27 protein-coding genes and 1 pseudogene are annotated in these 26,821 nt (G+C 32.7%); 2 read left to right on the forward strand and 26 right to left on the reverse strand.

What is annotated here, in order from left to right; genetic code table 11:
* Nucleotides 1-16: 16 nt before the first annotated feature.
* The 13 genes from CM54_RS03955 to CM54_RS04010 all read right to left on the reverse strand — a co-directional run bounded on the left by CM54_RS03955 (nt 17) and on the right by CM54_RS04010 (nt 9,192).
* Complete coding sequence (locus CM54_RS03955; protein ID WP_231469386.1) at nt 17-1,216, reverse strand: Fic family protein; 1,200 nt, start codon at nt 1,214-1,216, stop codon at nt 17-19.
* A gap of 368 nt (nt 1,217-1,584) precedes the next feature.
* Nucleotides 1,585-2,676 carry a HigA family addiction module antitoxin gene (locus CM54_RS03960; protein ID WP_037549062.1) on the reverse strand — a complete coding sequence of 364 codons (1,092 nt, stop codon included), beginning with the start codon at nt 2,674-2,676 and terminating at the stop codon, nt 1,585-1,587.
* A complete protein-coding gene (locus CM54_RS03965; protein WP_155980130.1) occupies nt 2,669-3,025 on the reverse strand; it encodes a hypothetical protein in 357 nt (118 codons plus the stop codon). Before CM54_RS03965 ends, CM54_RS03960 begins: the two co-directional genes overlap by 8 nt.
* Before the next feature lie 309 nt (nt 3,026-3,334).
* On the reverse strand, nt 3,335-3,628 hold the full coding sequence (locus tag CM54_RS03970) for a hypothetical protein (protein WP_155980132.1): 294 nt from the start codon (nt 3,626-3,628) through the stop codon (nt 3,335-3,337).
* Nucleotides 3,629-3,787: 159 nt separating this feature from the next.
* A complete protein-coding gene (locus CM54_RS03975) occupies nt 3,788-4,246 on the reverse strand; it encodes a transposase (RefSeq protein WP_037549067.1) in 459 nt (152 codons plus the stop codon).
* Nucleotides 4,240-5,340: a site-specific integrase gene (locus CM54_RS03980; RefSeq protein WP_037549069.1), complete on the reverse strand. Its 1,101-nt coding sequence runs from the start codon at nt 5,338-5,340 to the stop codon at nt 4,240-4,242. The genes CM54_RS03975 and CM54_RS03980 overlap by 7 nt, the downstream gene beginning before the upstream one ends.
* 17 nt (nt 5,341-5,357) lie before the next feature.
* A complete protein-coding gene (locus CM54_RS03985; RefSeq protein ID WP_037549070.1) occupies nt 5,358-5,588 on the reverse strand; it encodes a hypothetical protein in 231 nt (76 codons plus the stop codon).
* Entirely contained in the window at nt 5,581-5,850 is a 270-nt protein-coding gene (locus CM54_RS03990) for a TscA family type II toxin-antitoxin system antitoxin (RefSeq protein WP_037549072.1), read from the reverse strand. Before CM54_RS03990 ends, CM54_RS03985 begins: the two co-directional genes overlap by 8 nt.
* A gap of 548 nt (nt 5,851-6,398) precedes the next feature.
* Nucleotides 6,399-7,745, reverse strand: coding sequence for a DNA primase family protein (locus CM54_RS03995; protein ID WP_037549074.1), 1,347 nt, complete (start codon nt 7,743-7,745; stop codon nt 6,399-6,401).
* Nucleotides 7,746-8,384: a BRO-N domain-containing protein gene (locus tag CM54_RS04000; protein WP_037549811.1), complete on the reverse strand. Its 639-nt coding sequence runs from the start codon at nt 8,382-8,384 to the stop codon at nt 7,746-7,748.
* 147 nt (nt 8,385-8,531) lie between these two features.
* Nucleotides 8,532-8,675 carry a hypothetical protein gene (locus CM54_RS12525; RefSeq protein WP_155980133.1) on the reverse strand — a complete coding sequence of 48 codons (144 nt, stop codon included), beginning with the start codon at nt 8,673-8,675 and terminating at the stop codon, nt 8,532-8,534.
* A 13-nt stretch (nt 8,676-8,688) separates the two neighbouring features.
* Nucleotides 8,689-8,973: a hypothetical protein gene (locus tag CM54_RS04005; RefSeq protein ID WP_037549077.1), complete on the reverse strand. Its 285-nt coding sequence runs from the start codon at nt 8,971-8,973 to the stop codon at nt 8,689-8,691.
* Complete coding sequence (locus tag CM54_RS04010) at nt 8,974-9,192, reverse strand: helix-turn-helix transcriptional regulator (RefSeq protein ID WP_037549080.1); 219 nt, start codon at nt 9,190-9,192, stop codon at nt 8,974-8,976. It abuts the gene before it with no gap.
* A gap of 139 nt (nt 9,193-9,331) precedes the next feature.
* Here CM54_RS04010 and CM54_RS04015 point away from each other — a divergent pair, with 139 nt between their 5' ends.
* Together CM54_RS04015 and CM54_RS04020 are read left to right on the forward strand one after the other, a co-directional pair.
* A complete protein-coding gene (locus tag CM54_RS04015; protein WP_037549082.1) occupies nt 9,332-9,916 on the forward strand; it encodes a helix-turn-helix domain-containing protein in 585 nt (194 codons plus the stop codon).
* The gene (locus CM54_RS04020; protein ID WP_051600346.1) at nt 9,916-11,178 is read left to right on the forward strand and encodes a tyrosine-type recombinase/integrase; all 1,263 of its coding nucleotides are present in this window, start codon (nt 9,916-9,918) and stop codon (nt 11,176-11,178) included. The genes CM54_RS04015 and CM54_RS04020 overlap by 1 nt, the downstream gene beginning before the upstream one ends.
* 187 nt (nt 11,179-11,365) lie before the next feature.
* On the opposite strand, the gene sucB is transcribed toward CM54_RS04020, so the two are convergent.
* The 13 genes and pseudogenes from sucB to CM54_RS04080 form a co-directional block, all read right to left on the reverse strand.
* Nucleotides 11,366-12,631: a dihydrolipoyllysine-residue succinyltransferase gene (gene sucB / locus CM54_RS04025; protein ID WP_037549085.1), complete on the reverse strand. Its 1,266-nt coding sequence runs from the start codon at nt 12,629-12,631 to the stop codon at nt 11,366-11,368.
* Between the two features lie 17 nt (nt 12,632-12,648).
* The gene (locus tag CM54_RS04030) at nt 12,649-15,453 is read right to left on the reverse strand and encodes a 2-oxoglutarate dehydrogenase E1 component (RefSeq protein ID WP_037549092.1); all 2,805 of its coding nucleotides are present in this window, start codon (nt 15,451-15,453) and stop codon (nt 12,649-12,651) included.
* A 234-nt stretch (nt 15,454-15,687) separates the two neighbouring features.
* Nucleotides 15,688-17,052: a HAMP domain-containing sensor histidine kinase gene (locus tag CM54_RS04035; RefSeq protein WP_002433583.1), complete on the reverse strand. Its 1,365-nt coding sequence runs from the start codon at nt 17,050-17,052 to the stop codon at nt 15,688-15,690.
* Nucleotides 17,049-17,708, reverse strand: coding sequence for a response regulator transcription factor (locus tag CM54_RS04040; RefSeq protein WP_002433827.1), 660 nt, complete (start codon nt 17,706-17,708; stop codon nt 17,049-17,051). Before CM54_RS04040 ends, CM54_RS04035 begins: the two co-directional genes overlap by 4 nt.
* Before the next feature lie 229 nt (nt 17,709-17,937).
* Nucleotides 17,938-18,049, reverse strand: a pseudogene (locus CM54_RS12895) (hypothetical protein); the annotation flags it as partial.
* A gap of 208 nt (nt 18,050-18,257) precedes the next feature.
* Complete coding sequence (locus tag CM54_RS04045; RefSeq protein ID WP_002433585.1) at nt 18,258-19,025, reverse strand: DeoR/GlpR family DNA-binding transcription regulator; 768 nt, start codon at nt 19,023-19,025, stop codon at nt 18,258-18,260.
* Between the two features lie 6 nt (nt 19,026-19,031).
* Nucleotides 19,032-20,357, reverse strand: a complete 1,326-nt coding sequence (locus CM54_RS04050) for an MATE family efflux transporter (RefSeq protein WP_002433953.1) — start codon at nt 20,355-20,357, stop codon at nt 19,032-19,034.
* On the reverse strand, nt 20,344-21,198 hold the full coding sequence (locus CM54_RS04055) for a metallophosphoesterase family protein (protein WP_037549094.1): 855 nt from the start codon (nt 21,196-21,198) through the stop codon (nt 20,344-20,346). Before CM54_RS04055 ends, CM54_RS04050 begins: the two co-directional genes overlap by 14 nt.
* A 14-nt stretch (nt 21,199-21,212) precedes the next feature.
* On the reverse strand, nt 21,213-22,109 hold the full coding sequence (locus tag CM54_RS04060) for a carbohydrate ABC transporter permease (protein WP_002433538.1): 897 nt from the start codon (nt 22,107-22,109) through the stop codon (nt 21,213-21,215).
* A 15-nt stretch (nt 22,110-22,124) separates the two neighbouring features.
* Nucleotides 22,125-23,813, reverse strand: coding sequence for an extracellular solute-binding protein (locus CM54_RS04065; RefSeq protein ID WP_037549097.1), 1,689 nt, complete (start codon nt 23,811-23,813; stop codon nt 22,125-22,127).
* 11 nt (nt 23,814-23,824) lie between these two features.
* Nucleotides 23,825-24,721, reverse strand: a complete 897-nt coding sequence (locus tag CM54_RS04070; RefSeq protein WP_443027717.1) for an ABC transporter permease — start codon at nt 24,719-24,721, stop codon at nt 23,825-23,827.
* Between the two features lie 56 nt (nt 24,722-24,777).
* A complete protein-coding gene (locus CM54_RS04075; protein WP_037549103.1) occupies nt 24,778-25,869 on the reverse strand; it encodes an ABC transporter ATP-binding protein in 1,092 nt (363 codons plus the stop codon).
* Nucleotides 25,870-26,196: 327 nt separating this feature from the next.
* On the reverse strand, nt 26,197-26,811 hold the full coding sequence (locus CM54_RS04080; protein ID WP_037549106.1) for a phosphatase PAP2 family protein: 615 nt from the start codon (nt 26,809-26,811) through the stop codon (nt 26,197-26,199).
* Nucleotides 26,812-26,821 lie beyond the last annotated feature (10 nt).

The following is a 26,821-nucleotide window of genomic DNA, read 5'->3' on the forward strand; positions in this document are numbered from 1 at the left end:
AAAGTATGCAATTTAATTAGAAATATGCCTCAATGGCTTTATACATTACAGGACGTTCCCCTATTTTTTCAACAATATTTACAAAAATTAAATCATTTAATAACTTTCTTGTTGTTTGACTCGTAGTATTTAAATATTTTGAAAGCTCTTGTACCGTTATATAATCCTCTAAAGAAAAATATTGAATTTGAGCAAGAATGAACATTATAATTTTATGTTTTTCAGATAAAGTTGTTAGTTTAGAGTCTCCATTAATTTTTTTGTTAGCGTAGTCTAATTGAGTTTTTTTAATTTCTAAATCTTCAATTAAATTTTCTTGCCCCTCTTTTATAAAGCTTAAAAAGTTGTTAATAAAGTAATTGAGTTCGCCTTTATTTATTACACTATTCGTTTTGTCAAACATATCATAGTATGTTTTTTTATTATTTTCTATCATGCTTGATAGTGAAATTGCTGTTAACTCATCATATTCTTTGCTTAAGTACAAACTATTCATAAAGCGTGATGTACGTCCATTTCCATCGTAAAACGGATGAATATAACCAAAATAATAATGTGATATAGCAATTTTTATAATAGGAATGATTCTATTAGGCATATTTAAGAAATTTAATAATGATTGCATGTGATTTACAATTTTACTATGCGGAGTAATACCTTCATGAATAACTTTATTTGTAGAGGTAACAACACTCACTGAATTATTTCTAAATAACTCGCCATCGGGTTTATTTTTAGGATCAACTTCTTCATCTGCAATCATCTCATAAATTGTCTTAATATCTTTTGGTACTTCAGGAAGGTTATTTTTCCCATGTAGTATACCAAAATAAGAATTTAACATATTTTTAAACCTTATATCTTTTTTAGGATTTGCCTTAAATTCTCTCATACTTCGCACAATTTCTTGTTTATTACTTTTAATACCTTCTATTTGATTAGTGGAATACAATTCATTAACGATGATATCTCGATGTAGTGACTCAGTAGCTACATTCGGTAAAGTGTTAAGTAAATTAGTGAAATTCGAGTTATTCTTTTCAATCGAAGAAACTAAATTTATTATTTCTGATGTAGGAACATAATATAAATTAAAGTATTCATTAAGTTTATAGGGCTTAATTTTAAGATCTAAAACTTCCAAATTAGGTGATTCTAATCTTTTCTGATATTCGTTCTCATGATCTTTAGGAAACTTATAAAAATATTTATACATTAACTCCAAAATGATCACCTCATAAGTTATAGTTTCATATAATTCTATCGCTTAAATTAGTCTGATACTATAATTATATTTTGAAATGCTAAACTTTTATTCTATGTTGAAGTAAAACTCGAAATGAAATATAAAATAGCTAAAAAAAATACAACGGTGTCAAACACCGTTGTATGAGTATTAATAGATTGTATTAAGTTCAGAATTATGATTCTAGTAGTAAATCTTCTGGATTTAGATAGAATATATATTCTAATGTTATACATGATAAAACACTGAACTGAAGCGGTTTTTAAGCAACCGCTTCATAAATAAATGCGTATGAATATTCATGATTAATGTGTTCTATGGGGGAAATTTGGGGGAATTTATGATTCAAAATCCCAAATAAATTTCTTCTTATAACGCGTAAGTTGATGATATTCAAGATGTTTATCTTTTTGGAGCCTTCCTATTACAATGGTTCTTTCAATATGATTTTCACGTGCGAAATTATCAATGTTTTTAATTGTGTATGAGCTATTTTCTATGAATTGCTTATAATTGCTTTCTGGAATTAAAATTTCACTAGCGAAACTGTCGGCTTCCTTTTCTCTTTTTGCTAAGGAGCTGTCATCAAAATCAATGAAATCCATTTGAGGATGCAATAAAATATGTCCTAACTCATGGAAAAATGTGAACCAAAATATATCAGAATACTTCCCTTTGTTACTCATAGCTAAAGTTACTTGGTCATGCTTCCACATTACCATTCCTTTAGGTTTCGCGTTCTTAAAACTAGGCATTAATATGAAATGAATGCCACAATCATTTAATATATTTTTGATTTTCGGAATGAATTGTTTGGGTTCTAATAGTGTAAGTTCTCTTAAATTGTCAATTGATTCTTTTAGTTTTTCTTTATTAAGTTTAAATAGAGGTTCTTTCTCCATACTTCTCGAGACTAATTCAATCCATATATTTGAATTGATTATTTCTCTTTCTTTTTGAATTGGAGCAGAACGAAAGTCTATAGCAAAATTAGCATCAGTTAAAGTTTTAAGAGAATTAGTTTTTAATAGTGTGCATAATTTTCTTACCTTATTCTCTCTTTTCCTAGTGTATTCAAGATACCCTCTTTTTACTAAGGAACTATAATCAATACAATCTAAAATACTCAATTGCTCATTTATATTATCAAGTTCTTTTAATTCCTCTCTTGCAACACTGTATTCATTTTGTAAGTTTAACCATGTACCTGAACTTACATTTGTAACATTCTCCAATTTCCTAGCCATATTAACTGTTATATCAATTTTGCCATTGAATAATTCGCTTAAATTTTTTTCTGAAGTCTCTAATCTTTTTGCGAATTCTGACCTTGTTATTCCCATATCTTCAAATGCATCCTTTACAAAGCTTGCAGGATGGAATACTAATCTATCATTTACTTCTAAATATATATTATTGTTATTATCCATGATCTTTCACCTCACTAACCTTTATATGTATTATTTCATCTTTTTTATTATTATAATCATTTATTAAAGAAACATAGTTCTCATCGATTGGTATTATGTACAATCGCCATTTTGATTTCCTACCTTCGATATCAATGCTACAGTATTCCTTCAAATCAGCTTGTAGCCTGTGAAAATTAAAAGGAGAGTGATTTATAATATCATTAAGAGACTCAGCATTATTTATAAATTGTATACACTTCATTAAAGATAACGCAGTACTATTACCGTATTTTTTAGAAGCTTTTTTGAAATTTGTACAAACAGTTTTTACTCTACTGTTTTGATAAATTATTTGCATGTCAGTCACCAATCTCTTACCTAGTAGGTAATTCTTTTTTATAGTATAGCATTAAAATATATGAATTAGTAGAGGTACGCTTATATTTCAAAGGAGTTATTTAGATAAATATATTATTTGTTAGCAATAAACATATAAAAGCCCCACAACTTAATGTGAGGCGCTGTATCAATATATCTATATTTTTAATCGATTCTTTGTATTCCTCAAACTTTTCAAATGTATATAGCGCAGAGGCAATCCAAAACTCTTCTTTATTCGACTTTTCTCCATTAAAGTGTTTGTTTATGCCCTCCTTTAAATACTCTTCTACTTTAATTATACTTTGATTTTTCTTATTTCTTCTGGTACTAAGTTGTAGATTTGATTTGTCTGAAAAATTAACTCATCTATATTCTTTATTCTATTTTTGATATTTTCTATATCTGAATCCTCAAGCATTTCTAACTTAGAAAATAAAAAACTGCTATATTCATCTCTTATACCTTGTATCTTTTCAACAAAGTTATTATTTTCTAAATGACTAATTGTAAACGCCATAGTTTCATAATTATCATTTATAAATGTTTTCTCCTTATCCTCTTTAAAAGGTTTGATTTTAAATATGTTCAAGGACATATATATTATATTTAATCTTTCTTTTTTGTCTTTAATAATAGTATTTATTATGCTTATCGATTTTTTACTTTTGCGTCGTTCTTCAAAAAGTCTATATACAAAAATGATCCTAAATGTTAATAAGCTAATTACGCCATCTCTTTTACCTATTGGTTAATTCTCATAACCTGCTAATTTTTTTAATTCCGCTTCTGATAAATTTGCATAATGATTTACATTGTTTTCAATACTTCCGCCATGCTCTATATTTTGTTTATCTCTCCATATGTTAGGCTTACGATTTTTCAACCAAAATATTTGAGCGGTTGTATTTGGTTTATGGTATTTGCTCACTTGCACAATTTCACCAGTATCAGTGAGTTGTTCTTCTGTATAGTGGAAGCCGACAGCATTTTTAAACAATGCGTTCTCTACTTCTCTATCAACAACTTCTTTACCTCTTTTTAAGGCGTTGTCAATGTCGGTTACCTTTTTTTGCCATTTATGGAGTGTTGCTCGGTGCACTCCCATATTGTGTGCTATTTGCTCATTGGTAAGTCCATCTTTCGACCAACCCTCAATGAGTAATAGCTTTTCTTCACTTGTCCAATCAGATAGTTTAACTCTTACGATAGTATCACCTCCCCTTTATCAGTTTTATAAATATTGTCTAGTACATTTGTAATAACCGCTTCGCTACTTGGATATAGATGTCCATATATGTTAGCGGTAGTTTGTATACTTTTGTGTCCTAAATGACGTGATACAACATAAAGTGATACGCCATTATTAATTAATAGACTTGCATGTGAATGCCTAAAGTAATGTACACGAATACGTGGTAATTCTGATTTAGCAGTAATTTTTTTCAGTTGCACATTTACGTTTGTCGGCGACATTGGAACTGTTGGATTACGCACTGAAAACAAGAAAGTACTTTGTTTAACTGACCCATAACAAAATTTATGATAATTGATTAATTCACTGAGTTTATTACATAAATGGTCTGGTATACCTATACGACGCTCTGAAGCGGTTGTTTTAACAGATGTTATATCAGTACCATTCCAACTATTCTCAACATATATCGTCTTGTTATCAAAGTCTATGTCGCATACACGTAATGCCAACATTTCACCTTTTCTTAATCCAGTCCAGAATAATACATTGAACATCGTTTTATATAAAATGTCATCAACATAACTAACAAAAGTATTAAATTGTTCCACAGTCCAATATTTTAAATGCCTCTCTTCCTGTTTTTTAGGAAGAGAAACAATATTTGCTGGGTTTTTAGGTAAATTATAAAATGAAATACCGTAATTTAATATTGCTGACAATCTAGTTTTTATATTTTTCATGGTGGCATTTGAATATTTCGGCAATATCTCACGATAAAATGTATCTATATCAACTGGCTTAATATCTTTGACTTTATAATTCTTGAAATATGGAATAAGCACGGTATTTATTAAACTATTTTGATTTGTAATGCTACGCTGCTTCTTGTGTCCGATAGAGTAATCCATATAAAGTTGTGCTAATTTTTCGAATGTTAAATCTATATATGGGTTTTTGTATTCTTCAATGAGTTTGTTTTCGGCATTTAGAGCGTCTTTTTTGCGCTGGAATCCTCGACGCTTAAGTTGTACCCGCTTCCCGTTTAAATCCTTATATGAGGTCTGTAAATACCATGTGCCACGTTGTTCATCTTTATACACCGCCATTATATCGCCCCCTTAAATCAATACTCATCTAAATCAAATTTGTCTGATATTTGCTCTCTAATAACTTCTAAAGTATGCTTTAAATACTCAGTTTTATTCATTTCTTTTCTGCTAGTTAATTCGTCATTGTTATTAAAAATTTCTAAAGTTGTAATTGATTCACTGTCTGTTGCTAGTGCATCATCAATTTGCTCTAATATGTCATTTAATATCCATTGTGTACCTAAGCTAACTGATTCTTTACTCATGACGATTACCTCCTAAATTACTATGTTCATTGGAATCACCGTCTAAATCAATGTTGCCACCCATATAATCAATAGCCCACTCAATTGTTGACTGTAAGTGTTGCTCACGGTATTCAAAGTGTAAATTGCTCTCACCATTTCCTTTATCTATAGTTACTGGATATAATACGCGTTTGTCATTGATTGCACCGTCTAAAGTATCGATCACTTCGTTAATTACTTTCCTTGCTTCGTCACTTACATTGTAAAAATCATTATTCATGTTATTACCTCCTATATTTGAATTCCCTACGCACTCACTTCGTTCGATTGTTGGCGTCCAGTTGTTAAGCGACATAAAGGAACGCTTAAAACATGTACGCATATAATTGGTTGGTTAATTTACAATTACTTATTCACTTACTTAATAACGCTTTATTCCAATTCCTCTATTTGCCGACGATTCTGCGCTCCTTAATAATCCTAAAGCTAAGCAGTCGGTCGATTTGATAGCTTGACGCTATCTGACCGCTGCCGCTTTTAGTCTAATTAAGGGCTCTCATCACCAAATAGATTTTCTCGGCATAAATGCTAGTAGTAACAGAGTATCAACTAAGTAACAGTTAAAATTACGTGTTTGAACGTTGATATGAAAAGGTTTATAAACAAAATATCAAGGTAACAAGAAATCTTCAGAAAACCTCTATATATTTACTTATTATTTCTTATATACTTTTATATTTAGATGTTACCAGTTACTAAAGTAGTTAAAGCCTTTATATATCAGTGTTTGAGTAGGTAACATTTATACTGTTACTCGCTGTATTTGTGTTACTCTATATTTTTTATGAATTTACCATTATCGTTATAAATTGCCGTTGTTTCATTGTCCTTGATGTATACTCTCTTGTTTTGATTTATTACTGGCATTTTGAATTGTTTAGACATATAACCGATTTGTTTGAGTTGTTTGCCAAATTTATTACTATTTACTGCCTTGAATCCATTTTCAAGACACCAATTTTTATAATTTTGATATGCCTTTGTTGTTGTTCTACCTAGAAAAAGTGATATATCTTGTTCTTCTGAATGAGCTACAAACTGTCTTATCGGGCTATTATCTGTACGGTATTGTGCTTTGTACTCTTTTGATATTTCGGGTTCAGTTATACCTTTATTATTGATAGCCTCCAATAATCCATTCAAAGCCTTATTAAGCAATGCTGACTTAGCTTCATCTGTGTTGAGCTTATCTAATATAAATGGGTCTTTAATATTGCTTATATTGTCAAAGGTGCGTGTCATTGGAACGATAATAAGACGACGGAAGAATCCGTAACTATCGTCTGACGTTGAAAATAAGTCGTTACCAGCTAAGATAAATTTAGTTCTTGGCACAAAATCAAATGGAGAACCATATTTAAGTTGTGCATTAATTCGTTCACCAGTAATCAATGACTTCAAGATACCTGTATTATTGATAATGGCGTCTGTATCGACATCATCAGTTAAGTTCAAGTGTGAACCGTATAAATGTGCTTTGCTGAATTTGTCTGTAAGCTCTTTGATTGAGAGTGACGTTGTGTGTTCTTCGCCTACCAAACCGTTAATAACGTGCATCAAACTACTTTTGCCGTTCGAGCCGTTAGAATATAAGTAGAAAGCTACGCCGAATTTATTATTTGAATACAATGTATAACCGACCATTTGATATAATAGTGTTTCAATGTCTTTGTTATCATCTGATATTTCACGTATAAACGATTCTAATAGGTCGCTTTGAGCATTAGGGTCGTAATTGGTATTAATAGTCGAAGTAATCACTAAATGCTCTGAAAATGGCTCTAATTGCTTCGTTTCAAGATTGAACACTCCATTTTTAACACCAACGTATTTTGAGCCCGCTTCATCTTTTGCATTTCGGCTACATAAGGCTTTCAGTTTATGGAATACTTCATTATTTTGCTTTATACTTAAATTAGGAAGTTCCACTAATGTAATTTGATTCAAGGTGCTTATATCTAATAGTTGATAATATTCACCGTTAAAATAGTGAGGCTGCCCGTTAATCTGACAGCCTTTATATTTTTTGTATAAGTAAGTGGCAAAGTCATAAAATAAAAACTTGTTACCACTAAAATATTTCTTTTCGTTAATGCTAATTGTGTTGGTGGACAATTAAGCGACCCCCTTTCTGTAAATGTATTTATCGTATATTGTCTTGCTGATAGATATGTCCAGGTTGAACTTTTGAGCAGTAATAATGAGTTGTACGGTATCATTTAAGATAATTTGTCGTAGTTGCTTCATTTCTCCAGTCATGATGCCTTTGTTAATCATTTTGTCATAGCCGTATATTGTTGAAACTGCCTTATTGGCAATAGTATTTGCTTTCATAAAAACTTTGTCTGAAATATCTTCATAGTTATTATTGAGCAAATCCATAACGCCAATTTGATGTTGCTTATCTAACATGTCGAAGGCATTATATGGTTGTAAGCCTGCACCTTGTCTCAGTCCAACGAGCATGTCGCAAATCCAATCTTGGAAGTCTAATGCTTCTGGTTTGTTTGATCTCATGGCTAAGCGGTAAATGCCTTTTTCATTAATGACTGTATAGTCTTGATATTTTCTAGCTTTAGTTTTTTCTGATGTGGTACGCCCTTTAAGAGTACCTCTTACATGTGTAGGTAAATATCTAACGGCAGTATGCGCGTCTCTGAAACCTAAAATTTTAGCTACATCACTTGCCACTGCCCAATACTCACCGTTTTTATTTATAAATCTGATTTTATAATCAGAATATTGTTTTACAATCACGAAATCACTCCTGTGGTTTAATACTTAAGATAAAACCCGCCTATTATTAGTAGTAAACAACTTTTAAAATCGCTTTGTAACTGCTAATATGAGAAGCGGGTTATTAATTTAATCTTTGCGTAACGCTATTGCTTTGGTCGGCTTCTAGCGTTGCGCTTTTTTTATTGCTTCTGATACCATTTCATCGAATTTCTGTTCTAACTGCTCGCTATTGTTTCTTAATACCTCAGCTTCTAATTCTGTTTCTGCTTGTAGATATACTGTGCTACCTTTGTCATAAATTTTCATTTTAATTCCTCCATTATTTACTTATTTTTTGAAAACTTTTCTTTTGTCGTGCTTCAAGAAATGATTTGAAACCCTTGATTTCTACTATGCATATCGAAGGTGACGGGCGTTTGACTATATACTCAAAGTCGTTGCTTGCTTCTGCTTCTTTAACGTATTTGTTCACTGTGCTTTGACTGAGTGCATATATTTTACTTAATTGCGCTACTCTTGCATAAATAGGCTCAATCGTCGGTACTTGTTTGTCACTTATAATTGTATTGTCTCTGTGAGGCACGATATTTATTGTTTGATTCATTTATTTCACCTCCTCTATTATTTGAAAAGCCTCTTTTATAGGTGTTTCGAAATAATCTGCAATCTTTTTAGCTAATTTAGGACTAATAGGTCTTTGTTCATTAAGGATATAACTCAGATGACTATAGCTACAGTTTATAATTGATGATAAATCATGTAGATTTATCCCTTTATAAAACATAAGTTCACGGATTAAATTTCCCTTAGCATACAATTTCATTTTCATCCTCCTTTATCATAGTGATACACAATATAGTTTTCACTGTGATAAATAAATGATATAACACAGTGAAAAAAATAGCAAGGTTTTTATATATTTTTGATTGAAATTATGGTAATAATGTATATGAGGTGATTAGATGAAAGATTTAGGAGATTTTATCAAAAAGACAAGACAAAAATATAATTTATCAGCGACAAAACTAGAACAATTATCACATGTTAGTAAATCTTATATATATAAAATAGAAAATGGATTAAAAACAGAACCAAAAGATGAAATATTGGTTAAGTTAGCATTTGGATTTGGAAGAGCTGGTGCCAATTCAAAATCTGTTTTAGAAGAAATGGTGTCTAAAAGTAACAATATAAGTCAAGATATGCTAAAAGAGTTAAATGATATTTTGTTAACGATTGAATATGAGTTTGCTAAAAGTAAGAAAAGTATAGATAACTTAAGCTATATGTTAGCTGATAAAAAGAATAATTTAGAATACACAATCAATATTTATAATCAAACATACACAGTTGAATTGAATAATAATATTAAATCGAGTATTAAGTCTGTATTAGATGAAATTGTAAAAATGCATATTTTTAATAATCCCGAATTGTTGAAAAATAATACGCTCACAAATGAAAAAGTGGATTATAGTTACGGAATAAATAAATTAAAAATTATGGAAGATAGAGCTTTTAAGGATAACGAGGATAGTGATAACTAATGTATGTAAAAGAAAAAGTGAGTAAATCTGGAGTTAAACGTTACGAGTTCTTTGAGAAGTATAATGACCCACTCACAAACAAATGGCGCGAAGTTTCTGTAACTATGAACAAAGATACTAAACCATATCAAAATGAAGCTAGAAAGCTATTACAAAACAAAATAGAGATGAAGCTCAAGGATAGAAACACAAAAGAATTAAAGAATCTTACGCTACATGACGCCATGAGCGATTGGTTAGAACGCGCTATTAAATCAGATAACTTAAAACAAAGCACCGTGAACTCATATAAGTATGAAATTGAATCTATGAAGCATGATATTGAAAAGGATATTAAAATTGTTAATGTGCATTACCAGTATATGCAAGATTTAATTGATACATGGGCTAAAAGTGTTAGCTATTCACGAGTGAAGTCACATAAGAATAGATTGATGTCTGTATTTAAGTACGTGCGTGATGTGTATGGTATGAATGATATAACAGCTATTGAGCGTGTGAAGTTGCCTAGCAATAAGAAAACCTATGAACAAACAATTGAAGAGCGTGAGAACTATCTAAATGAGCTGGAACAGCACCAGTTACTTAATGCTTTACAGAAAATGTATGACAAAAATTACAAATATGCATGGGCTAAAACATATTATTCAGCATATAAAGCACTAGAAATACAATTGCTTACTGGTATGCGTATTGGTGAAGTATTGGCGTTACAGTTTAAAGATATTAATTTCGCGAAGCGGTTTATTGATGTAAATGGTACATTAGTAGACAGAAAAGACCCCATTACAGAAAGATATGGCGTGAAAGATATTACAAAAACGGGTTCAAGTATGCGTAAGATTGGTATTACAGCACGAGCAGTTGAAATTTTTGAGGAATTATACGAGTACAAGCAATTCAATGAATTAGACCCCGAATTTTTAGAACGTGATTTCATATTCACAAATAAAAAAGGTAATCCCCTTTCAACTAATAAGATAAATTATATCTTAAAAGAAGCGCTAGAGATTACCAATATCACAAAGCGTGTCACAACACACACAATGCGTCATACTCATGTATCTATCTTAGCACAGCATGCAATCCCCTTAAAAGCTATTCAAGAGCGTGTAGGTCATTCTGATAGTAATATGACATTAAGGATATATACACATGTAACTGATAACATGGCACAAAACTTGATTAATGAGCTAGAGGCATATGACAAAGACTTTAAAAATAATATTAATCAAAAAGAAAAATTAAGGTTAGTTCAATAATTACACTGAAAGTACCTATATTGATTAGGTGCTTTTTATTTTGATTATGAATAGTGTAGCCTGCTTCTAAAAATAATGACGCTATGGGGGAAATTTGGGGGAAATTCTCAGAAATGCATAAATACATAAAAATACAACGACGATAAACGCCGTTGTATTGGGGTTTGTAAACTATTTTGTGTTAGATTTAAGATTCTAATAGTAAATCTTCTGGATTTTCAATTAATTCTTTGATTGTTTTTAAGAATCCAACTGCTTCTTTACCATCAATGATTCTGTGGTCATAGCTTAACGCTAAGTACATCATTGGACGATTTTCGATAGTATCTTTGTCAATTGCAATTGGTCGAGTAATGATTGAGTGCATACCTAAGATAGCAGCTTGGCTACCGTTGATAATTGGTGTACTCATCATTGAACCGAAGATTCCACCATTAGTGATAGTAAATGAACCATTAACCATATCGTCTAGGCCTAATTTTTTATCACGTGCTTTAACTGCTAAGTTCGCAATTTCTTGTTCAATTTCAGCAAAGTTTTTCTTATCACAATCTCTAACGAATGGTACTAATAAACCATCATCAGTAGATACGGCAATACCGATATCATAGAATTGTTTTGTAATCATATCTTCGCCGTCAATTTCAGCGTTAACTTCTGGATATTTCTTAAGCGCTGCGACTGCTGCTTTAGTGAAGAATGACATGAAACCAAGTTTAGTACCGTCATGATCCTTCATAAATTGTTCTTTTTTACGTTTACGTAATTCCATAACATTAGTCATGTCAACTTCATTGAATGTAGTTAACATTGCTGTTTGGTTAGACACTTCTAATAATTTTTTAGCAGCAGTTTTCTTACGACGAGACATTTTCTCACGTATTACTGGTTTAGACGGATTATCGTTAGATTTTTTAGAGCCACTATCTTGTGATTTGCTTTCGCTTTGAGATGGTTGGCTAGCTTGTTTTTGACTGTTATCAACGTCGTCTTTTCTTAAAACGTCATTTCCTTTACCAGAAACTTCGCTTAAATTAACACCGTTTTCGCGTGCATGACGACGAGCAGAAGGTGTAGCATTTACACGTTGATTACTGCTATCTTGATCGTCTTGTTTATTATCTGAAGATGATTGTGATTTATCTTGAGATTCACTAGCATCTTTAGATTCTTCTTTTTGTGGAGTTTCATTTGAAGAACCACTTGATGCGTTACCACTGCCTTCACCAACTACGGCTACAGCTTGACCTACTTCAACTGTATCTCCTTCTTCAGCTAATTGTTCAGATAGTACGCCTGCTTCCTCTGAAACTACTTCAACGTTAACTTTATCTGTTTCTAATTCTAAGATAGCTTCACCTTTATCGACGCTATCTCCAACGTTTTTTAACCATTCTGCAATGGTACCTTCTGTGATTGATTCAGCTAATTCTGGAACTTTTACCTCTGGCATACTTTATTTCCCCCTAGTTAATTATTAATGCTACTTTCAATAATTCTGTTTTGAACAAGTTTATGAATTTCTCCATCACCTTCAGCAGGTGCTGCCCTTTGTATTCTACCATGATAGCTAAGGTCATATCTATCAGCAACAAGTGCTCTAAGATAAGGATAAACGAATAACCATGCACCTTGGTTTTTAGGCTCTTCTTGAACCCATGATACTTCTTCAAGATTTGGTAATGATTCAAGTACTTCTTGAATTTCTTCTTCAGGGAATGGATATAATCTCTCAACTGCAACAATTAAAGTAGATTCGTCTGGATTTTTCTCTAAATGTTCTTTTAAGTCTATAAACATTTTACCTGAAGCTAAAATCACTTTCTTAACTTTTTCTGCATCATGTTCTTCGGTGATAATAGGTTTGAAACCACCAGAAGTAAATTCATCGATAGGTTTAGCAACAGTTTTATTACGCAATAAACTTTTCGGTGACATGACGATTAATGGTCTCATTTCTTGAGAATCAAGACTTGCTGCTTGAGCACGTAATAAGTGGAAGTAGTTACTTGAGCTAGATAAGTTCACTACTGTGCTATTATTTTCAGCGGCAAGTTGTAAGAATCTCTCTAAACGAGCTGAAGAGTGTTCAGCACCTTGACCTTCATATGAATGAGGTAAGAATAATGTTAAGCCTGAACGTTCTCCCCATTTGGCACGAGAACTAGATAAGAAGTTATCAAAAATCATTTGTGCCATGTTAGAGAAGTCGCCGTATTGTGCTTCCCAAATGTTAAAGCTATTTTTATTTTCAACATTATAGCCATATTCGAACCCAACAACTGCTGCTTCAGAAAGCGGTGAGTTGTGAATATCAAACGTCGCTTGCTGATTTGGGACATGATGTAATGGAGTGTATGTGTCGCCATTCTCTTCATCATGCAACACAGCGTGTCTATGACTGAAAGTACCACGTTCACTATCTTGACCAGTTAAACGAATTGAAGTGCCATCTTGTAAAATAGTTGCAAAGGCAAGTTGTTCTGCTTGAGCCCAATCAACTAAGCCGCCTTCTTTTTCAAATGGTTCTCTACGTTTTTCAAGTACTTTGTTCAATTTTTTAAGAACGTGGAAATCTTCAGGATAAGTTAGCATAGCGTCATTAATTTCTTTTAAGTGATCAAATGAGAAGTCTTTGTCATCACTTTGCAATGGCAATTGAAGTGACTCAGGTTTTTCCATGTCTGGATTATCCATCTTATCAGACTTATCAATTTTATCATGCGCTGCACGCATTTCTTTTTGAACACTATCAATAACGTCATTCATTTCGTCTTCAGAAATGATGCCGTCTTCAACTAACTTTTTACCATAAAGCAATTCAACTGATTCATGTTTACGAATATTATGGTAAGGAACTGGGTTTGTAATTGAAGGCTCATCCATTTCATTATGACCATAACGACGATAACCAACTAAATCGATAACAACATCTTTATGGAACTCTTTACGGAATTCCATTGCGATATCTATCGCTTCGATTGTTGCTTCAACATCATCAGCATTAACGTGCAAGATTGGAACATCGTACCCTTTTGCAACGTCAGTAGAATATGTTGTTGAACGGCCGTCAGTAGGTTCAGTTGTGAAGCCAATTCTATTATTAGTAATAATGTGTAATGAACCACCAGTAGTATACCCTTTTAAGCTACCTAAGTTCATTGTTTCAAAGTTAATACCTTGTCCTGGGTAAGCAGCATCACCATGAATGATAATTGGCATGGCTTTATGGAAATCAGTTGAAGGAGAACCTGCTTGATACGTCTCATCTTGTGCAGCACGTGTTCTACCTTCAACAACTGGAGCAACAATTTCCAAGTGACTTGGGTTGTTAGCTAAAGAAATACGTTGTTCAGTGCCATAAGAATCTGTTGTCTTCACGCCACCTAAGTGATATTTTACGTCTCCAGTCCAACCTGAAGTAAGTTCTAAGCTACCGTCTTCTGGTAAGAATTTCATCGGATCTGTATGCATGAATTCTGAAATCATCATTTCGTATGGTTTCTCAAGTACGTGAGTTAATACGTTTAAACGACCACGGTGAGCCATACCGATTTGTATATTTTTAATTCCCTCGTTACCCGCTAAAGTAATTGTATGCTGAAGCATTGGTACTAACGTGTCTACCCCTTCAATTGAGAAACGTTTTGCACCTACAAAGTTTTTGTGTAAGTATTTTTCAAATCCTTCAACATGTGCTAATTTTTTGAAAAGTTCTTTTTTCTGATTATTGTTTAAATTCGCTTTATAAGGCGTTTCGATACGTCTTTTCAACCAAACTCGCTCTTTGTTGTTATTAATGTGAGTGTACTCAAAAGCAATTGGCCCTTTATAGCGTTTTTCCATACGAACTATCGCTTCATAGGCATTGTCATAAATATCTTCAAAGTGTTCTGATACAATACCAGCTGATATTTGTTCCAAAGTTTGTTGATCTAAATCAAAATCTTCAATTCCTAATTTAGGGACATGTTTACGCTCTGGAGGATTAACTGGATATATGCCTGCTTTTAAATGTCCGTATTGTCGAATGTTATCAATTAAGCGCATTACACGTTTAATAGTGCTATCTCCCGCTTGTGAACCACTTCCTCCAGTGGCCGGTTTAGCCTCGACATGAGCTTCACCTGTTTTAATTGTACTAAATAAGACTTGTAAATCTTCTGGAACTGATGATGGATCTTGTAGGTAATCATCATACAAATCTAGCATTAAACCGAGATTTGCACCGAAGTTTACAGGTGCCTCTGTAACTTCTTTTTTGTCCTTAGTCATTTTTACACCCTCCACAAAAATGTTGAAACGCTTACAAGATAATAATAGCATTATTTCAAATTTTGTTAAAGTGCATTTACCTATTAATATACAAAAAGCAGAACCAAATATAGATCGGTTCTGCGTTATTTTGAAAATTGCATTGAGTTGCGTATTTGAAGTTGTATTTTATACCAATTTTTAGCAATCTAAATTCTCTAGTTTCTTTTGAATTCAAACGGTTCTAACCTTACTTTATAAAGGGAAATTAATCTTAAATGTCGTAAATTTTTGAACTTCACTTTCTACCTGGATCGAACCACCATTTAATTGCACAATTTTCTCAGCGATTGATAAACCTAAACCATTTCCCCCCTGACTACGGGCACGAGATTTATCAACTCTGTAAAATCTATCGAAAATGAAATCTAAATCTTGTTTAGGAATACCCATGCCGTGGTCTGTAATTTCGATACTGATGACTTTGTTCTTTAGAGAGGTATTGATCATTATATATTTATTATCAGTATCATACTTCATTGCATTATCTAGGAAAATAAGTAATAATTGTTCAAATTGATGTCTATTCATTTTCATTTGTATTGGCTTATTGGACAAGTGCGTTTCAAATTGGTAATCAGGATGTAAATGTCTTAATGACTTCACGCGTGATTGAATCTCATTGTTAATGTCTACATTTTCAGCTTCAAGAACATGACTATTCACACTATCTTTAGTCAATAAGAGTAATTCTTCGACAAGTTTAGTGATTCGATTGACTTCCTCTATAGAAATATCTAGAGATTCTTCAAGAATTTCTGGGTCTTTCTTCCCCCACCTCTGAATTAAGTTGAGATGACCTTGAATGATTTGTAAAGGTGTTCTTAATTCGTGAGAAGCGTCTTCAACAAATTGTCGTTGCTGATTAAATGATTCTTCAATTTGGTACATCATGTCGTTAAATGTAACGATAAGATTATCTGTCTCTTCGTAATTAGTTGTTAATTCTAGTTTCTTTTGGAAACCATCGCGCCTAATTTGATTCATCTTGTTCGACATAGTCACAATGGGTTTTGTGATTTGAGATGAGAAGATATAACTAATTCCAGCAGTTATCACAGTAGCGATTAAACCGAATGCTAAAGCTACTATATATAGTGACCGTACAAGATTGTCATAATTTTGTAGAGAATGTACTAGTACACTGTATCCATTAAAATCTTTCGAATGAATGGGTTCAGTGATTACTAAGTAATTAATGCCATGACTATTATAGATGTTTATACGTTCTGGATGGTTCATATCAAATTTCTTATTGTAATTAACGATATTGTCATTTGATGTTTGAATTAACTTCTTCCCTTTTTCATCATATATAATGACTTCTTGAAAGTTTTCTAATGAAGCATTTAAATCAAGTGCTGATATTTGAGCCAAAGATTTAGAATGAAATAAATTCGCAATATCAGTAGAACTTCTTTCAGCTTCATCAAGTTCGCTATTTCTAAGAGTATCTTTTAAGAAAAAGATAATAATTAAGCAAAATAGTAATATAGTGGTAAACGTAATGAGTGTCGTTATGATCATCCATTTATATTTTAATTTACGACGTTTGATCATCTAATCACGTATCCTACGCCACGTACAGTTTCGATAGATTTCTCCTTATTAAAAGGCTTTAATTTATTGCGTAAATATCGAATGTAAACATCAACAACATTTGTTTCTACTTCGCTGTTAAATCCCCATACGTGGTCTAAAATTTGCTCACGCTGCATCACGTGATTTCTATTTTCAGCTAAAACATATAACAAATCGTACTCCGTCTTCGTCAATTCTAATTGAGTACCATCTACAGTCACCTTGAAGGCATCTTTATCAATAATAATGCCGTTAATATCGATGACATTTTTCTGAGGTTGTCTACGTAAAATAGCTCTTATACGAGCGAGCAACTCTTCAATATCGAATGGTTTGACGATGTAATCATCTGCACCATAATCTAACCCGGCTACTTTATCATACGTTTCACCTTTAGCAGTAATAATGATGATAGGTGTTGATTGTTCTTGGCGAATTTGTCTACAAATTTCTAAGCCATTAATATTAGGTAACATTAAATCCAATATAATAAGATCATATGATTTATTAAGTGCTTTATCTAAACCCGTGCGTCCGTCATATTCTATATCAACGTTGTAATCTTCATGTTTAAGTTCAAGTTCAATAAATCGAGCAAGATTCTGCTCATCTTCTACGATTAAAATATTTGTCATATTTGCACCTCATGCTACATCTTAACTAATCCAGTATGAATGAAAAAGATGTAATCCCTAATTGTTATGAATTGTTAATAATTAATCTATATTTACTTGATTCATTTTACCACATATCAATTGTAATTGATGAAACATTATAATGAGGTTATTGCTGAAAATGATAGCTTTTCAACGTTGTTATGACAAGGATTTTATACATTTATAGGGAATTTATAGAAAAAGTTTATGTTTCTAATTGACAATGATTCTCAATCATGTATAATACTAGTTGAAAATGATTATCAATACCGAATAGAACATTCCCCCCACATATATTTCGTTCTTATTGGATTGGTCATTTTCAATTATCCCCTTTTATATGCCCGTAAAAGACTAACGTTGAGAAACAACGTTTCAATAAAGCAGTAAACCTTTGACACTTGAGGTTTACTGCTTTTTAGTGCCACTGCAACCAATGTAACTGGTTGCTAGTGGCACTTATACTTGAGCGAAGCTTCAAGTGTTACAAAAAATATTATCGCTTTAGCGATAAGCTTAACTAATATTTTAAATTTGTAACCATGATTTATGATTAAAATGCTCCATATCCTGTGGCTTAGCGTAATCAGAAATCATATAATCAATCTCACTAAATTCACTAATACGATACGATGCACGAGCATCTCGTTTACTACTATCTGCTAATAAATAACTTAATTGACTTTGTTGAATCATAATTTGACTGACGTGTGCTTCCTCTAAATCGAATTCATAACAATCGTTCTTATCAAATGAACCACATGAAATAAAGGCTTTATCAAATTTGAAACGTTGCAATAATTCGTTTGTTAAATGTCCCTTTACTACATCTTGCTCAGTATTTGTCTTACCTGCGAGCATAATAATTTCGCCTTGAATACGTTGCTCCTCTATTGCACGATTCAATTCATTTGCAATCTTTAGGGAATTAGTGATTATAGTAGTTTGTATAATATCATTTAAATACTGAGGAATTCGACCTGTTGTCGTCCCACCATCTATAACCACGATTTCTCCAGATTGAATTTGTGAAGCTGCTTTTTTTGCTATTCTTTCTTTCACATTTGATTGTTTCTGCCATTTATTCGCGTATGATTTCTCCTTGTTAATATGATTATATTTAACTGCCCCACCGTGCGTGCGAGTAATAAGTTTGTCATATTCTAATGTTTCTAAGTCTTTTCTCACAGTTTCAGGTGTGACTTGTAAAAATAATGCTAAATCTTTAACAGCAACCTCACCGTACTGATCAACACGTTTACGTATAAGGTTTAATCGTTCTTTTCTCTTGTACATTGTTATCTATACTCCTATCTGCTTCATGCGTGCGCGCCATTTATCATTTCGCCATCTGAAATACATGATAATAAATCGCAGCGCTTCATCTGCAATACTCACTAGAATAATACCGGTGTAACCAAACCCCAAATGAATGCCTAATAGAAAGCTTCCAGGCAACAGTAACAACCAAGTAGTTATGATATTGACTGTAACAGGAAAACGCACATCCCCAGCTACATTTAATAAATCTACGATTAAATTATTAATTGCACGAATCGGTTCCAATCCTATAAGAATAACTAGATAGTAGATAATTAAATGGTATGTTTGAACATCATGTGTAAGCCATCTACCGACAGCGACGAAACCTACTAAAACGCATACCATGATAATTAAGGATTGAATCACATTAAACCATATACTTCTTAACACAGTTTTCTTTAGTACACTATAGCGATGTCTAGCTATAAAATGGCCTAAATAAATTTGGCATGCAGCGCTAAATGCCATCGCACAACTGAAAGATAAGCCACTTAACACAGTTGCAACAGATTTAGCTGCAATAACTTGTGTTCCTAACATTGCTATAAATGCTGTCGTAAATGTTTGTGCAAAGTTATATGAAATTTGCTCGCCAGCACTAGGTATACCTAATGTTGAAACTTGATAAAGTATTTTAAAATTAATTTTAAAGTAATGCAGTTTCGGTCTGTAAATTTTTAAAAGTGCTATGAATGCCAAGAGACATCCAAGCAGACGGCTAATGGCTGTAGCATAAGCAACTGCTAATACAGGATTACCTACCAAATCTGGAATTATAAAAAGTACGAAAGCATTTAGAATGATATTAGTCAAATTACTAATTACTGTGATGCGTGTAGCAATCGCAGCATAATTCATAACACGAAGTACGGTTCCTATATACATTTGAGTTGAGGTCAAAGTTAAGACACTCAATATAACTAAACCAAATTGATAAGTTAGATTAAATATGTCCTTAGGTACTTGAAAAAGATGTAATAACGGTGAAAACACCATACCTACAACTAATGTAAATACAATCGAAACGATGATATTGAAAAGAAGATTGTGATAAATTTCTTTTGGAATCATTGATGTTTGGTGTGCTTTTAAATGAACAATACGAATATTAGTTCCCACGTGAATGATTGTAATAAGAAACGTAATGAGCATTAATATTTGACTCGTCATTCCGGATGCTGCAACAGCATTCGTACTATAACTGTTGAGCATTAATGTGTCAGCTTGCCCCATGAGAAGTATGAACAGTTGTTCAATAAGTATAGGTACATATAAGGATCTAAATGCCCCTTTAGTAACGATCATCAAATTCTAATACTTTCGATTTAAATATTTCATGAGGTTGTAATTCTATTAATCGTGCACCACGTTGTAAGTCACCATAAGTGTTATAGCCGCCGACGCGACCAAAACTTAGACGAATTCCATATAAGTTAATAGTGAAATCATTATCATGATCGTGACCACAGAACATCCCTTCAATATCTCCATTTAATAGCATTTGACTAAATAATCCAGAATTAATTTTAGAGCAAGCAATAGGTTCATTAAATATGCCATGGAATTCCTTGATATTCTCTACTTCTCGATATTCCTGTAGAGGAATGTGTGTAAATAGTAAATTATGTTGAAAGCTACGTTTGTATTGTGACTGATACGCTTCATAAGTCTCTTTAAGCCAGTTAACGTGCTCAGGTCTGATAAAGTCGTAATCACCTATGCCAAATGGGTTATAATCCCCTCCGTCAATCACATAAAGAACGTGTGTAAGTGTATCTTGAGAGCTTACTTCAATAGTATAAGCTTCTTTATCATCAATAATTAAACTATGATGTTTTTGGACATAATTTTTAGAATATTTTTCTTCTATGGCGCGTAAATCACCCCGTTTAAGATGTCCTTCAGTGTCATGATTACCAAATGTTGTTGCAATTTGAGTATCGAATTGATTTAAATATTCGATAAGTTCTTTATAAACTCGACCAGAATCAATGACTCCTTCAGACCATATTTGATCACCAGTTAATACAGTGATATCGGGACGATAATGTGTCATCATATGTTGAATCAAATCATATGTTTTTTGATCTTTGGCGTCATTATGTGGTCCAATGTGTAAATCACTTAATTGTAAGATTTTCGTCATTTTTTAAATCTCCTTTACTCCTTAGTTGAACCTATATTGATTCCTTTTACAAAATGTTTTTGAACAAATGGGAACAAGAATAATACTGGAATTGTTAACAACACTATCATTGCCATTTGCATAGAATCACCAGTAATTGTTACTTTATCCAACATTGCATAAGAACCTGATTTCTGTTTAAGTGCTTCAGCTATTGCGGCTTGCTTAGTGAGCATATCCTGTAATACTGTTGCTAAAGGTTTTAAATTTGGATTGCGTACGAAGAATGCGCCTGTAAACCAGTCGTTCCATTGACTCACAGCATTAAATAAAGTAATTGATGCGACTACCGGTTTACTCATTGGAAGGACTATTTTCCAAAAGATTTGAAAGTCATTACATCCATCTACCCTCGCAGCTTCGATAACACTTGTTGGTAACTGATTAAAAAATGTACGCATGATTAAAATGTTATAAACACTATAGAGTGAAGGTAAAATATAGACCCAGAAAGTGTCTGTTAAATGTAATTGATTTAATAAAATGTATAGTGGAACAACTCCAGCACTAAATAACATCGTAAATACTAAGAAGAATGAAATTATTCTTCGGAATGGCAGTGTTTTTATTGTTAAGACGTACGCTGCCATGGCGGTTAATATCACGCTTAAGATTGTTCCTATGACAGTTTTAGCTACACTAATAAACAATGCATTCAATAATGTTCCTTGTTTAAATATTTCTTTAAAATTATCTAGCGAAAACTTACGAGGAAAGAATGTGATACCACCTTTTTGCGCATCGACACCGGAATTAAATGCTAAGGCAAAGATATTAATTAGTGGCAATATAATAGTAATAACTAAACCTATTATGATAATTAATGAAATGATGCGAATGACAATAGCACTTTTATCTTGGGATATTTTCATTGTCTAATACACCTCTTAGTAAATAATTTGCGTTCCTTTTTTATCTCTTTGATTTTCCACATAACGTTCAAACTGATTTAAACCAGCTTCGTTCAAGCGTTGTTTCGCACTATCGATTATTTGCTTGGCTTCTTTGTCAGTTCTTGAATAATAAGCGCGTTTAATTGCGTCGCTATAATCATCAAGTGCTACCTCTAAATCTTCACCATACTCATATTTAGATAAGAAAGATTTTACTGTTAGACCATTAACAATTTTTGCGTGCTTTTGGCGTTCGTCATAATGCCACATATCAGCAATCTTTTCAGGTGTGGTTTTGCTTGTTTTAGTATTATCGCCGTATTCGATTTCACCAAAGTCAGCTTTATTATCTATATCTGTATAACCAAGATGATCAGCCCAGTATGAACCTGCGCCTCTGAAACCACGTTTTTTCGCTTTGTCAGGGTCGTTTTTGACTTCTTTTAATACTTCTGGTTTGACGTGTGGGTTGCCTTTTTTATCTAATGTGTAATCACGACCTTTAATGCCATATTGTCCTAATAATTTACCTTCACGACTAGCTAAGAAATCAGCAAGTTTAACTACGTCCTCTGGATGTTCAGTCGTACTTGGAACAGCCCATCCGTTTGCACCAGATTTATAAGGTTTCTCAACTCTAAATTTACCTTTGACTGTATTAAGTGGGCCAAGGGGTACATATTTCATGTTTTGATTTTCAGTGACATAATTATGTAAATCTGAAACTATGCCCCATGAACCATTAACAAGTCCTTCTTTCGCTTTGTTCTCTTCCATTGTGTAAAATTCTTTCGTCATGAGTCCTTTTTGCATTAATTCTTTGACATATCTCACTCTTTTAAGTGGATAATCAGTTTGAGATTCGTGAACAATCTTTTTCCCTTTGTTTAAAAATTTCTCATCTGACTGTCCAGTCCATACGAGGTCGTTGTAGAATTTAGTGCGATCGTCGCCTCCCCAAGCTGTAGGACCAATTGGTGTAATTTCTTTACCATTACCATCTTTAAAGTGATGATCCTTCATTTTTTGTGCTAGCTTTTCTACATCTTTGGAAGTTTTAATTGATGAAGGCTTTATATGAAGTTTATCCATAATATCTTTACGAACATAGGGACCTCCTACTGTGCGACGTTCTTCTTGACCTGGATGACGATTGATACCCATGTGTACAAGGTAAGTGCCGTCCATTTCTTTATTGAACATAATATTATCTTTCGTATCTTTAGGAAGGTAGCCTTTCTTAAAATATTTACTATAGATTTTTGTGTTTTTAAGCATCTTTGTAAGATCTGTGAGTCGACCTTGTTTAGCTGCTTTATTTAGAACTTTCATTTCAGGGCGTCCACTATCGTCTAAGTAATAAACGATGAAGTCAGGTAAATCACCAGAAGCGAGACCTGATGTTAGTGCTTCAGTCGAATCTTCATTTGAAACTGTCTGTAATTCTAAAGTGATTCCGGTTTTTTTCTTTAGTTCTTTAGCAACCTCTTTATTCACCTTCGGAGAGGCGTCATTATCACTTTGGAAGACTAAACCTTTTAATTTTCTATCAGCAATCCATGTATCTGGCTTCCCTTTGGCATCTGCTTTTCTCTTTGCTTCATCTTGTGATTTATCTTTGCCACACGCCAATGTGAGTATCATTACCGCAATTAGTAAGATGAGTATTGATTTTCTAAACATGTACATTCTCCTTAATATAATGAAGTATCCAGTTTTTTATCGGCAAATCTATTGATAATGACGACCGCGATAAGACCAATAACACCTTGTAAAAGTCCTATAGCTATGGCGTAACTGAAGTCTCCCTGTTCGATTCCCGTGCGTATTACAAAGGTGTCTAATATTTCTGATACACTCGCATTTCCAGGTGTCTTGAGTAAATAGATTTGATCAAAGCCAGCTTTTAAAATATCTCCTAATGAAATAATAAATAGAATAACTATTGTAGGCGTGAGCATTGGTAAAGTAATATGTATAATTTGTTTGAAGCGGTTCGCCCCATCTATTGCTGCTGATTCGTAAATTTCAGGGTTGATGCTCATGATTGCAGCAAAATAAATGATGGAGTCCCAGCCGACATTTTTCCAAATATAACTAGAAAACATGATGGTATGGAAATATTCAGGGTTCATCATAAAATAAGTTGAGCCATCACCACCGAATTTGTGAATAAGTTGATTCATTAAACCATCATCTGGTGCGAGTAACTTCTTGAATATACCTATCACAACGACCCACGATAAAAAGTGAGGTATATATAATATTCCTTGGAATAGTCCTCTCATTTTACCTAATTTAGAATCTTTAATTTCATTAAACATAATGGCTAAAATGATAGGAAAAGGAAGAGCTAGAATGAGCTTCATTCCACTGATAACAAGTGTATTTATAATGATTTGTACACATCTTGAATCAGTGAAAAATCTTTGGAAGTAGTGTAGCCCTTTCCAATCACCACCAATAATACCCGTATCAAAACGGAAATCTTTAAACGCTAAAATTAGACTTGTCATAGGTATATAATTGAAAATAAGGAAAAAAAGTAAGCAAGGTAAAATCATAAGATATAAAACTTTATGTTCCCACATTCTTTTGAGCAAAGATTTTTGATGAGTGGATTGAATTCCATGTTGCTTGATTTTACTCACGATACAACCTCCTCTTTCATTCGTTCACCTGACTCAGAATGGAAATAATGTGCATCTTTCGAATGAATGCCGAAAGATACGTTTTGTCCTAATTCAAAATTAAGGTTACTATCTACAGCGGCTACAATTTTATGATCGTCATGATGACAATGGAGTAATTTGTAAGAGCCCGTCAATTCGACTAAATCTATTTTTAAATTTGTGAGTTGAATAGGATATGCACGAGAATCATTGTTAGTAATGAGATGCAAATCTTCAGGACGAATACCAAGTCTACATTGTGAATGTGACGAAAGTTGTACTACAGATTGATCAGCAACTTTTTGAGCGTCGAAATACCATGCGTCCATATGGTAAGTTAACGGGATAATATTCATCGAAGGGCTACCTATAAATGTTGCAACAAATTCATTGACTGGGTGACGGTAGATTTCTTCTGGCGTGCCAATTTGTTGAATTTCACCTTGATTTAGTATCACAATGCGTGAGGCCATCGTCATTGCTTCCGTTTGATCATGTGTGACATAGATTGTTGTTGCATTCATTTCTTTATGTATTTTAATGATTTCGCTTCTCATATTACTTCTTAATTTGGCATCTAAATTTGAAAGTGGCTCATCCATTAAAAAGATTTGTGCGTCTCTCACTATTGCTCGTCCTAACGCTACACGTTGACGTTGGCCTCCGGATAATGCTTTAGGTTTACGTTGAAGAAGATTTTCTATTTCTAATATTTTGGCAGCATCTTGAATTTTCTTATCATAAACTCTCTTCTTAATACCACGCATTTTTAATCCAAATGCTAAGTTTTTATAAACAGTCATATGAGGATAAAGTGCATAATTTTGAAACACCATAGCTATATTACGATCTTTAGGTTGTAAATCATTAATCACTTTATCGTCGATGCTAATTGTTCCCTTACTAATATCTTCTAGACCTGCTATCATACGTAAGGTCGTAGACTTCCCACATCCCGATGGTCCAACAAATACAACAAATTCGTTGTCATGAATATCTAGATTAAAATCTTTAACTGCGTGACTACCATTTTCATAAACTTTGTTTAAATCCTTGATTTGTATCATGTCTTTGCTCCTTTGAAGATGTAATCGCAAATTCAGTATAAGAGTTTTCTATTAAAGGAAGCTTTTTTCAAAATTAAGTTTTCGTAAATCAAAAATTTTTGTTTATTATTTTTCAAAAACAAAAAGACTATAAACACTTATCTAAAAGCATTTATAGTCTATATTGATTCAAAAATAAAACAAAGATATTTATATTAGATAAATATTATTTACATTAAAATTACATTCAAGAAGGCATTAATAAATTCTCATTAAAACACAAAAAACCACTGAAATCTTCTTTTAAGAATCGTTTCAGTGGTTAGGTTATTATTTGTCGTGCAAAGTTTATATGGCGAGTTGTTTCTTTAGGATAAGTGTCGATAGTACAATACAAAAGGCGCCACCAATAATACCTGCAATAATATCAGTAGGATAATGAACGCCTAAATAGACTCTTGATGTTGAAATTAATAATATGAATAATGCACTTAATCCTATTAACACACCTTTAGAAATACCTGAATCATGGCGATTTAAAATGTAAATGATGCTTCCAAAGTAAGAGGTTGCGCCCATTGCGTGTCCACTAGGAAAGCTAAATCCAGAAATATCAATTAAACGTAGGAGTGTTGGACGTTCTCTGTCGAAAATATTTTTAAGGACAGGATTAAGTATGCTTGAAAGACCCATTGCTATAGCAAAGAATAATGTTTCAATTTGATAACGTTTTAACATTAAATATGCTACAAGTGTGAGTGATAGACATAACATGGCCCAAACTTCACCAATTTTAGTCGCACCTAGCATAATTGATGTAGTGATAAAACTCTCTGATGCATAAATAAAATCATAAACCTCATTATCAATCCACTTTCCTAGACGAGATTCATGGAAAAATGCGATTATCCCAAAAATGAGTGTGAAAACAATGAGTAATGAAATGCGCGTCCAATGGTTCATGCTTGGTGCC

Origin of the sequence: Staphylococcus sp. TE8, assembly GCF_000692055.1 — a bacterium.
Lineage (GTDB): Bacteria > Bacillota > Bacilli > Staphylococcales > Staphylococcaceae > Staphylococcus > Staphylococcus capitis.

Bases quoted from the DNA above. Each gene is read 5' to 3' on its own strand.
- sucB (WP_037549085.1), bottom strand. From the start codon at position 12,631: ATGCCAGAGGTAAAAGTTCCAGAATTAGCTGAATCAATCACAGAAGGT.
- CM54_RS04005 (WP_037549077.1), bottom strand. From the start codon at position 8,973: ATGAATCAAACAATAAATATCGTGCCTCACAGAGACAATACAATTATA.
- CM54_RS04010 (WP_037549080.1), bottom strand. From the start codon at position 9,192: ATGAAATTGTATGCTAAGGGAAATTTAATCCGTGAACTTATGTTTTAT.
- CM54_RS03990 (WP_037549072.1), bottom strand. From the start codon at position 5,850: ATGAATAATGATTTTTACAATGTAAGTGACGAAGCAAGGAAAGTAATT.
- CM54_RS04055 (WP_037549094.1), bottom strand. From the start codon at position 21,198: ATGACGAAAATCTTACAATTAAGTGATTTACACATTGGACCACATAAT.
- CM54_RS03985 (WP_037549070.1), bottom strand. From the start codon at position 5,588: ATGAGTAAAGAATCAGTTAGCTTAGGTACACAATGGATATTAAATGAC.
- CM54_RS04060 (WP_002433538.1), bottom strand. From the start codon at position 22,109: ATGAAAATATCCCAAGATAAAAGTGCTATTGTCATTCGCATCATTTCA.
- CM54_RS03980 (WP_037549069.1), bottom strand. From the start codon at position 5,340: ATGGCGGTGTATAAAGATGAACAACGTGGCACATGGTATTTACAGACC.
- CM54_RS04050 (WP_002433953.1), bottom strand. From the start codon at position 20,357: ATGATCGTTACTAAAGGGGCATTTAGATCCTTATATGTACCTATACTT.
- CM54_RS04070 (WP_443027717.1), bottom strand. From the start codon at position 24,721: ATGTGGGAACATAAAGTTTTATATCTTATGATTTTACCTTGCTTACTT.
- CM54_RS03960 (WP_037549062.1), bottom strand. From the start codon at position 2,676: ATGGATAATAACAATAATATATATTTAGAAGTAAATGATAGATTAGTA.
- CM54_RS04035 (WP_002433583.1), bottom strand. From the start codon at position 17,052: ATGATCAAACGTCGTAAATTAAAATATAAATGGATGATCATAACGACA.
- CM54_RS12525 (WP_155980133.1), bottom strand. From the start codon at position 8,675: ATGAAAATTTATGACAAAGGTAGCACAGTATATCTACAAGCAGAAACA.
- CM54_RS04065 (WP_037549097.1), bottom strand. From the start codon at position 23,813: ATGTTTAGAAAATCAATACTCATCTTACTAATTGCGGTAATGATACTC.
- CM54_RS04020 (WP_051600346.1), top strand. From the start codon at position 9,916: ATGTATGTAAAAGAAAAAGTGAGTAAATCTGGAGTTAAACGTTACGAG.
- CM54_RS03955 (WP_231469386.1), bottom strand. From the start codon at position 1,216: ATGTATAAATATTTTTATAAGTTTCCTAAAGATCATGAGAACGAATAT.
- CM54_RS04015 (WP_037549082.1), top strand. From the start codon at position 9,332: ATGAAAGATTTAGGAGATTTTATCAAAAAGACAAGACAAAAATATAAT.
- CM54_RS04030 (WP_037549092.1), bottom strand. From the start codon at position 15,453: ATGACTAAGGACAAAAAAGAAGTTACAGAGGCACCTGTAAACTTCGGT.
- CM54_RS04075 (WP_037549103.1), bottom strand. From the start codon at position 25,869: ATGATACAAATCAAGGATTTAAACAAAGTTTATGAAAATGGTAGTCAC.
- CM54_RS04040 (WP_002433827.1), bottom strand. From the start codon at position 17,708: ATGACAAATATTTTAATCGTAGAAGATGAGCAGAATCTTGCTCGATTT.
- CM54_RS04080 (WP_037549106.1), bottom strand. From the start codon at position 26,811: ATGAACCATTGGACGCGCATTTCATTACTCATTGTTTTCACACTCATT.
- CM54_RS04045 (WP_002433585.1), bottom strand. From the start codon at position 19,025: ATGTACAAGAGAAAAGAACGATTAAACCTTATACGTAAACGTGTTGAT.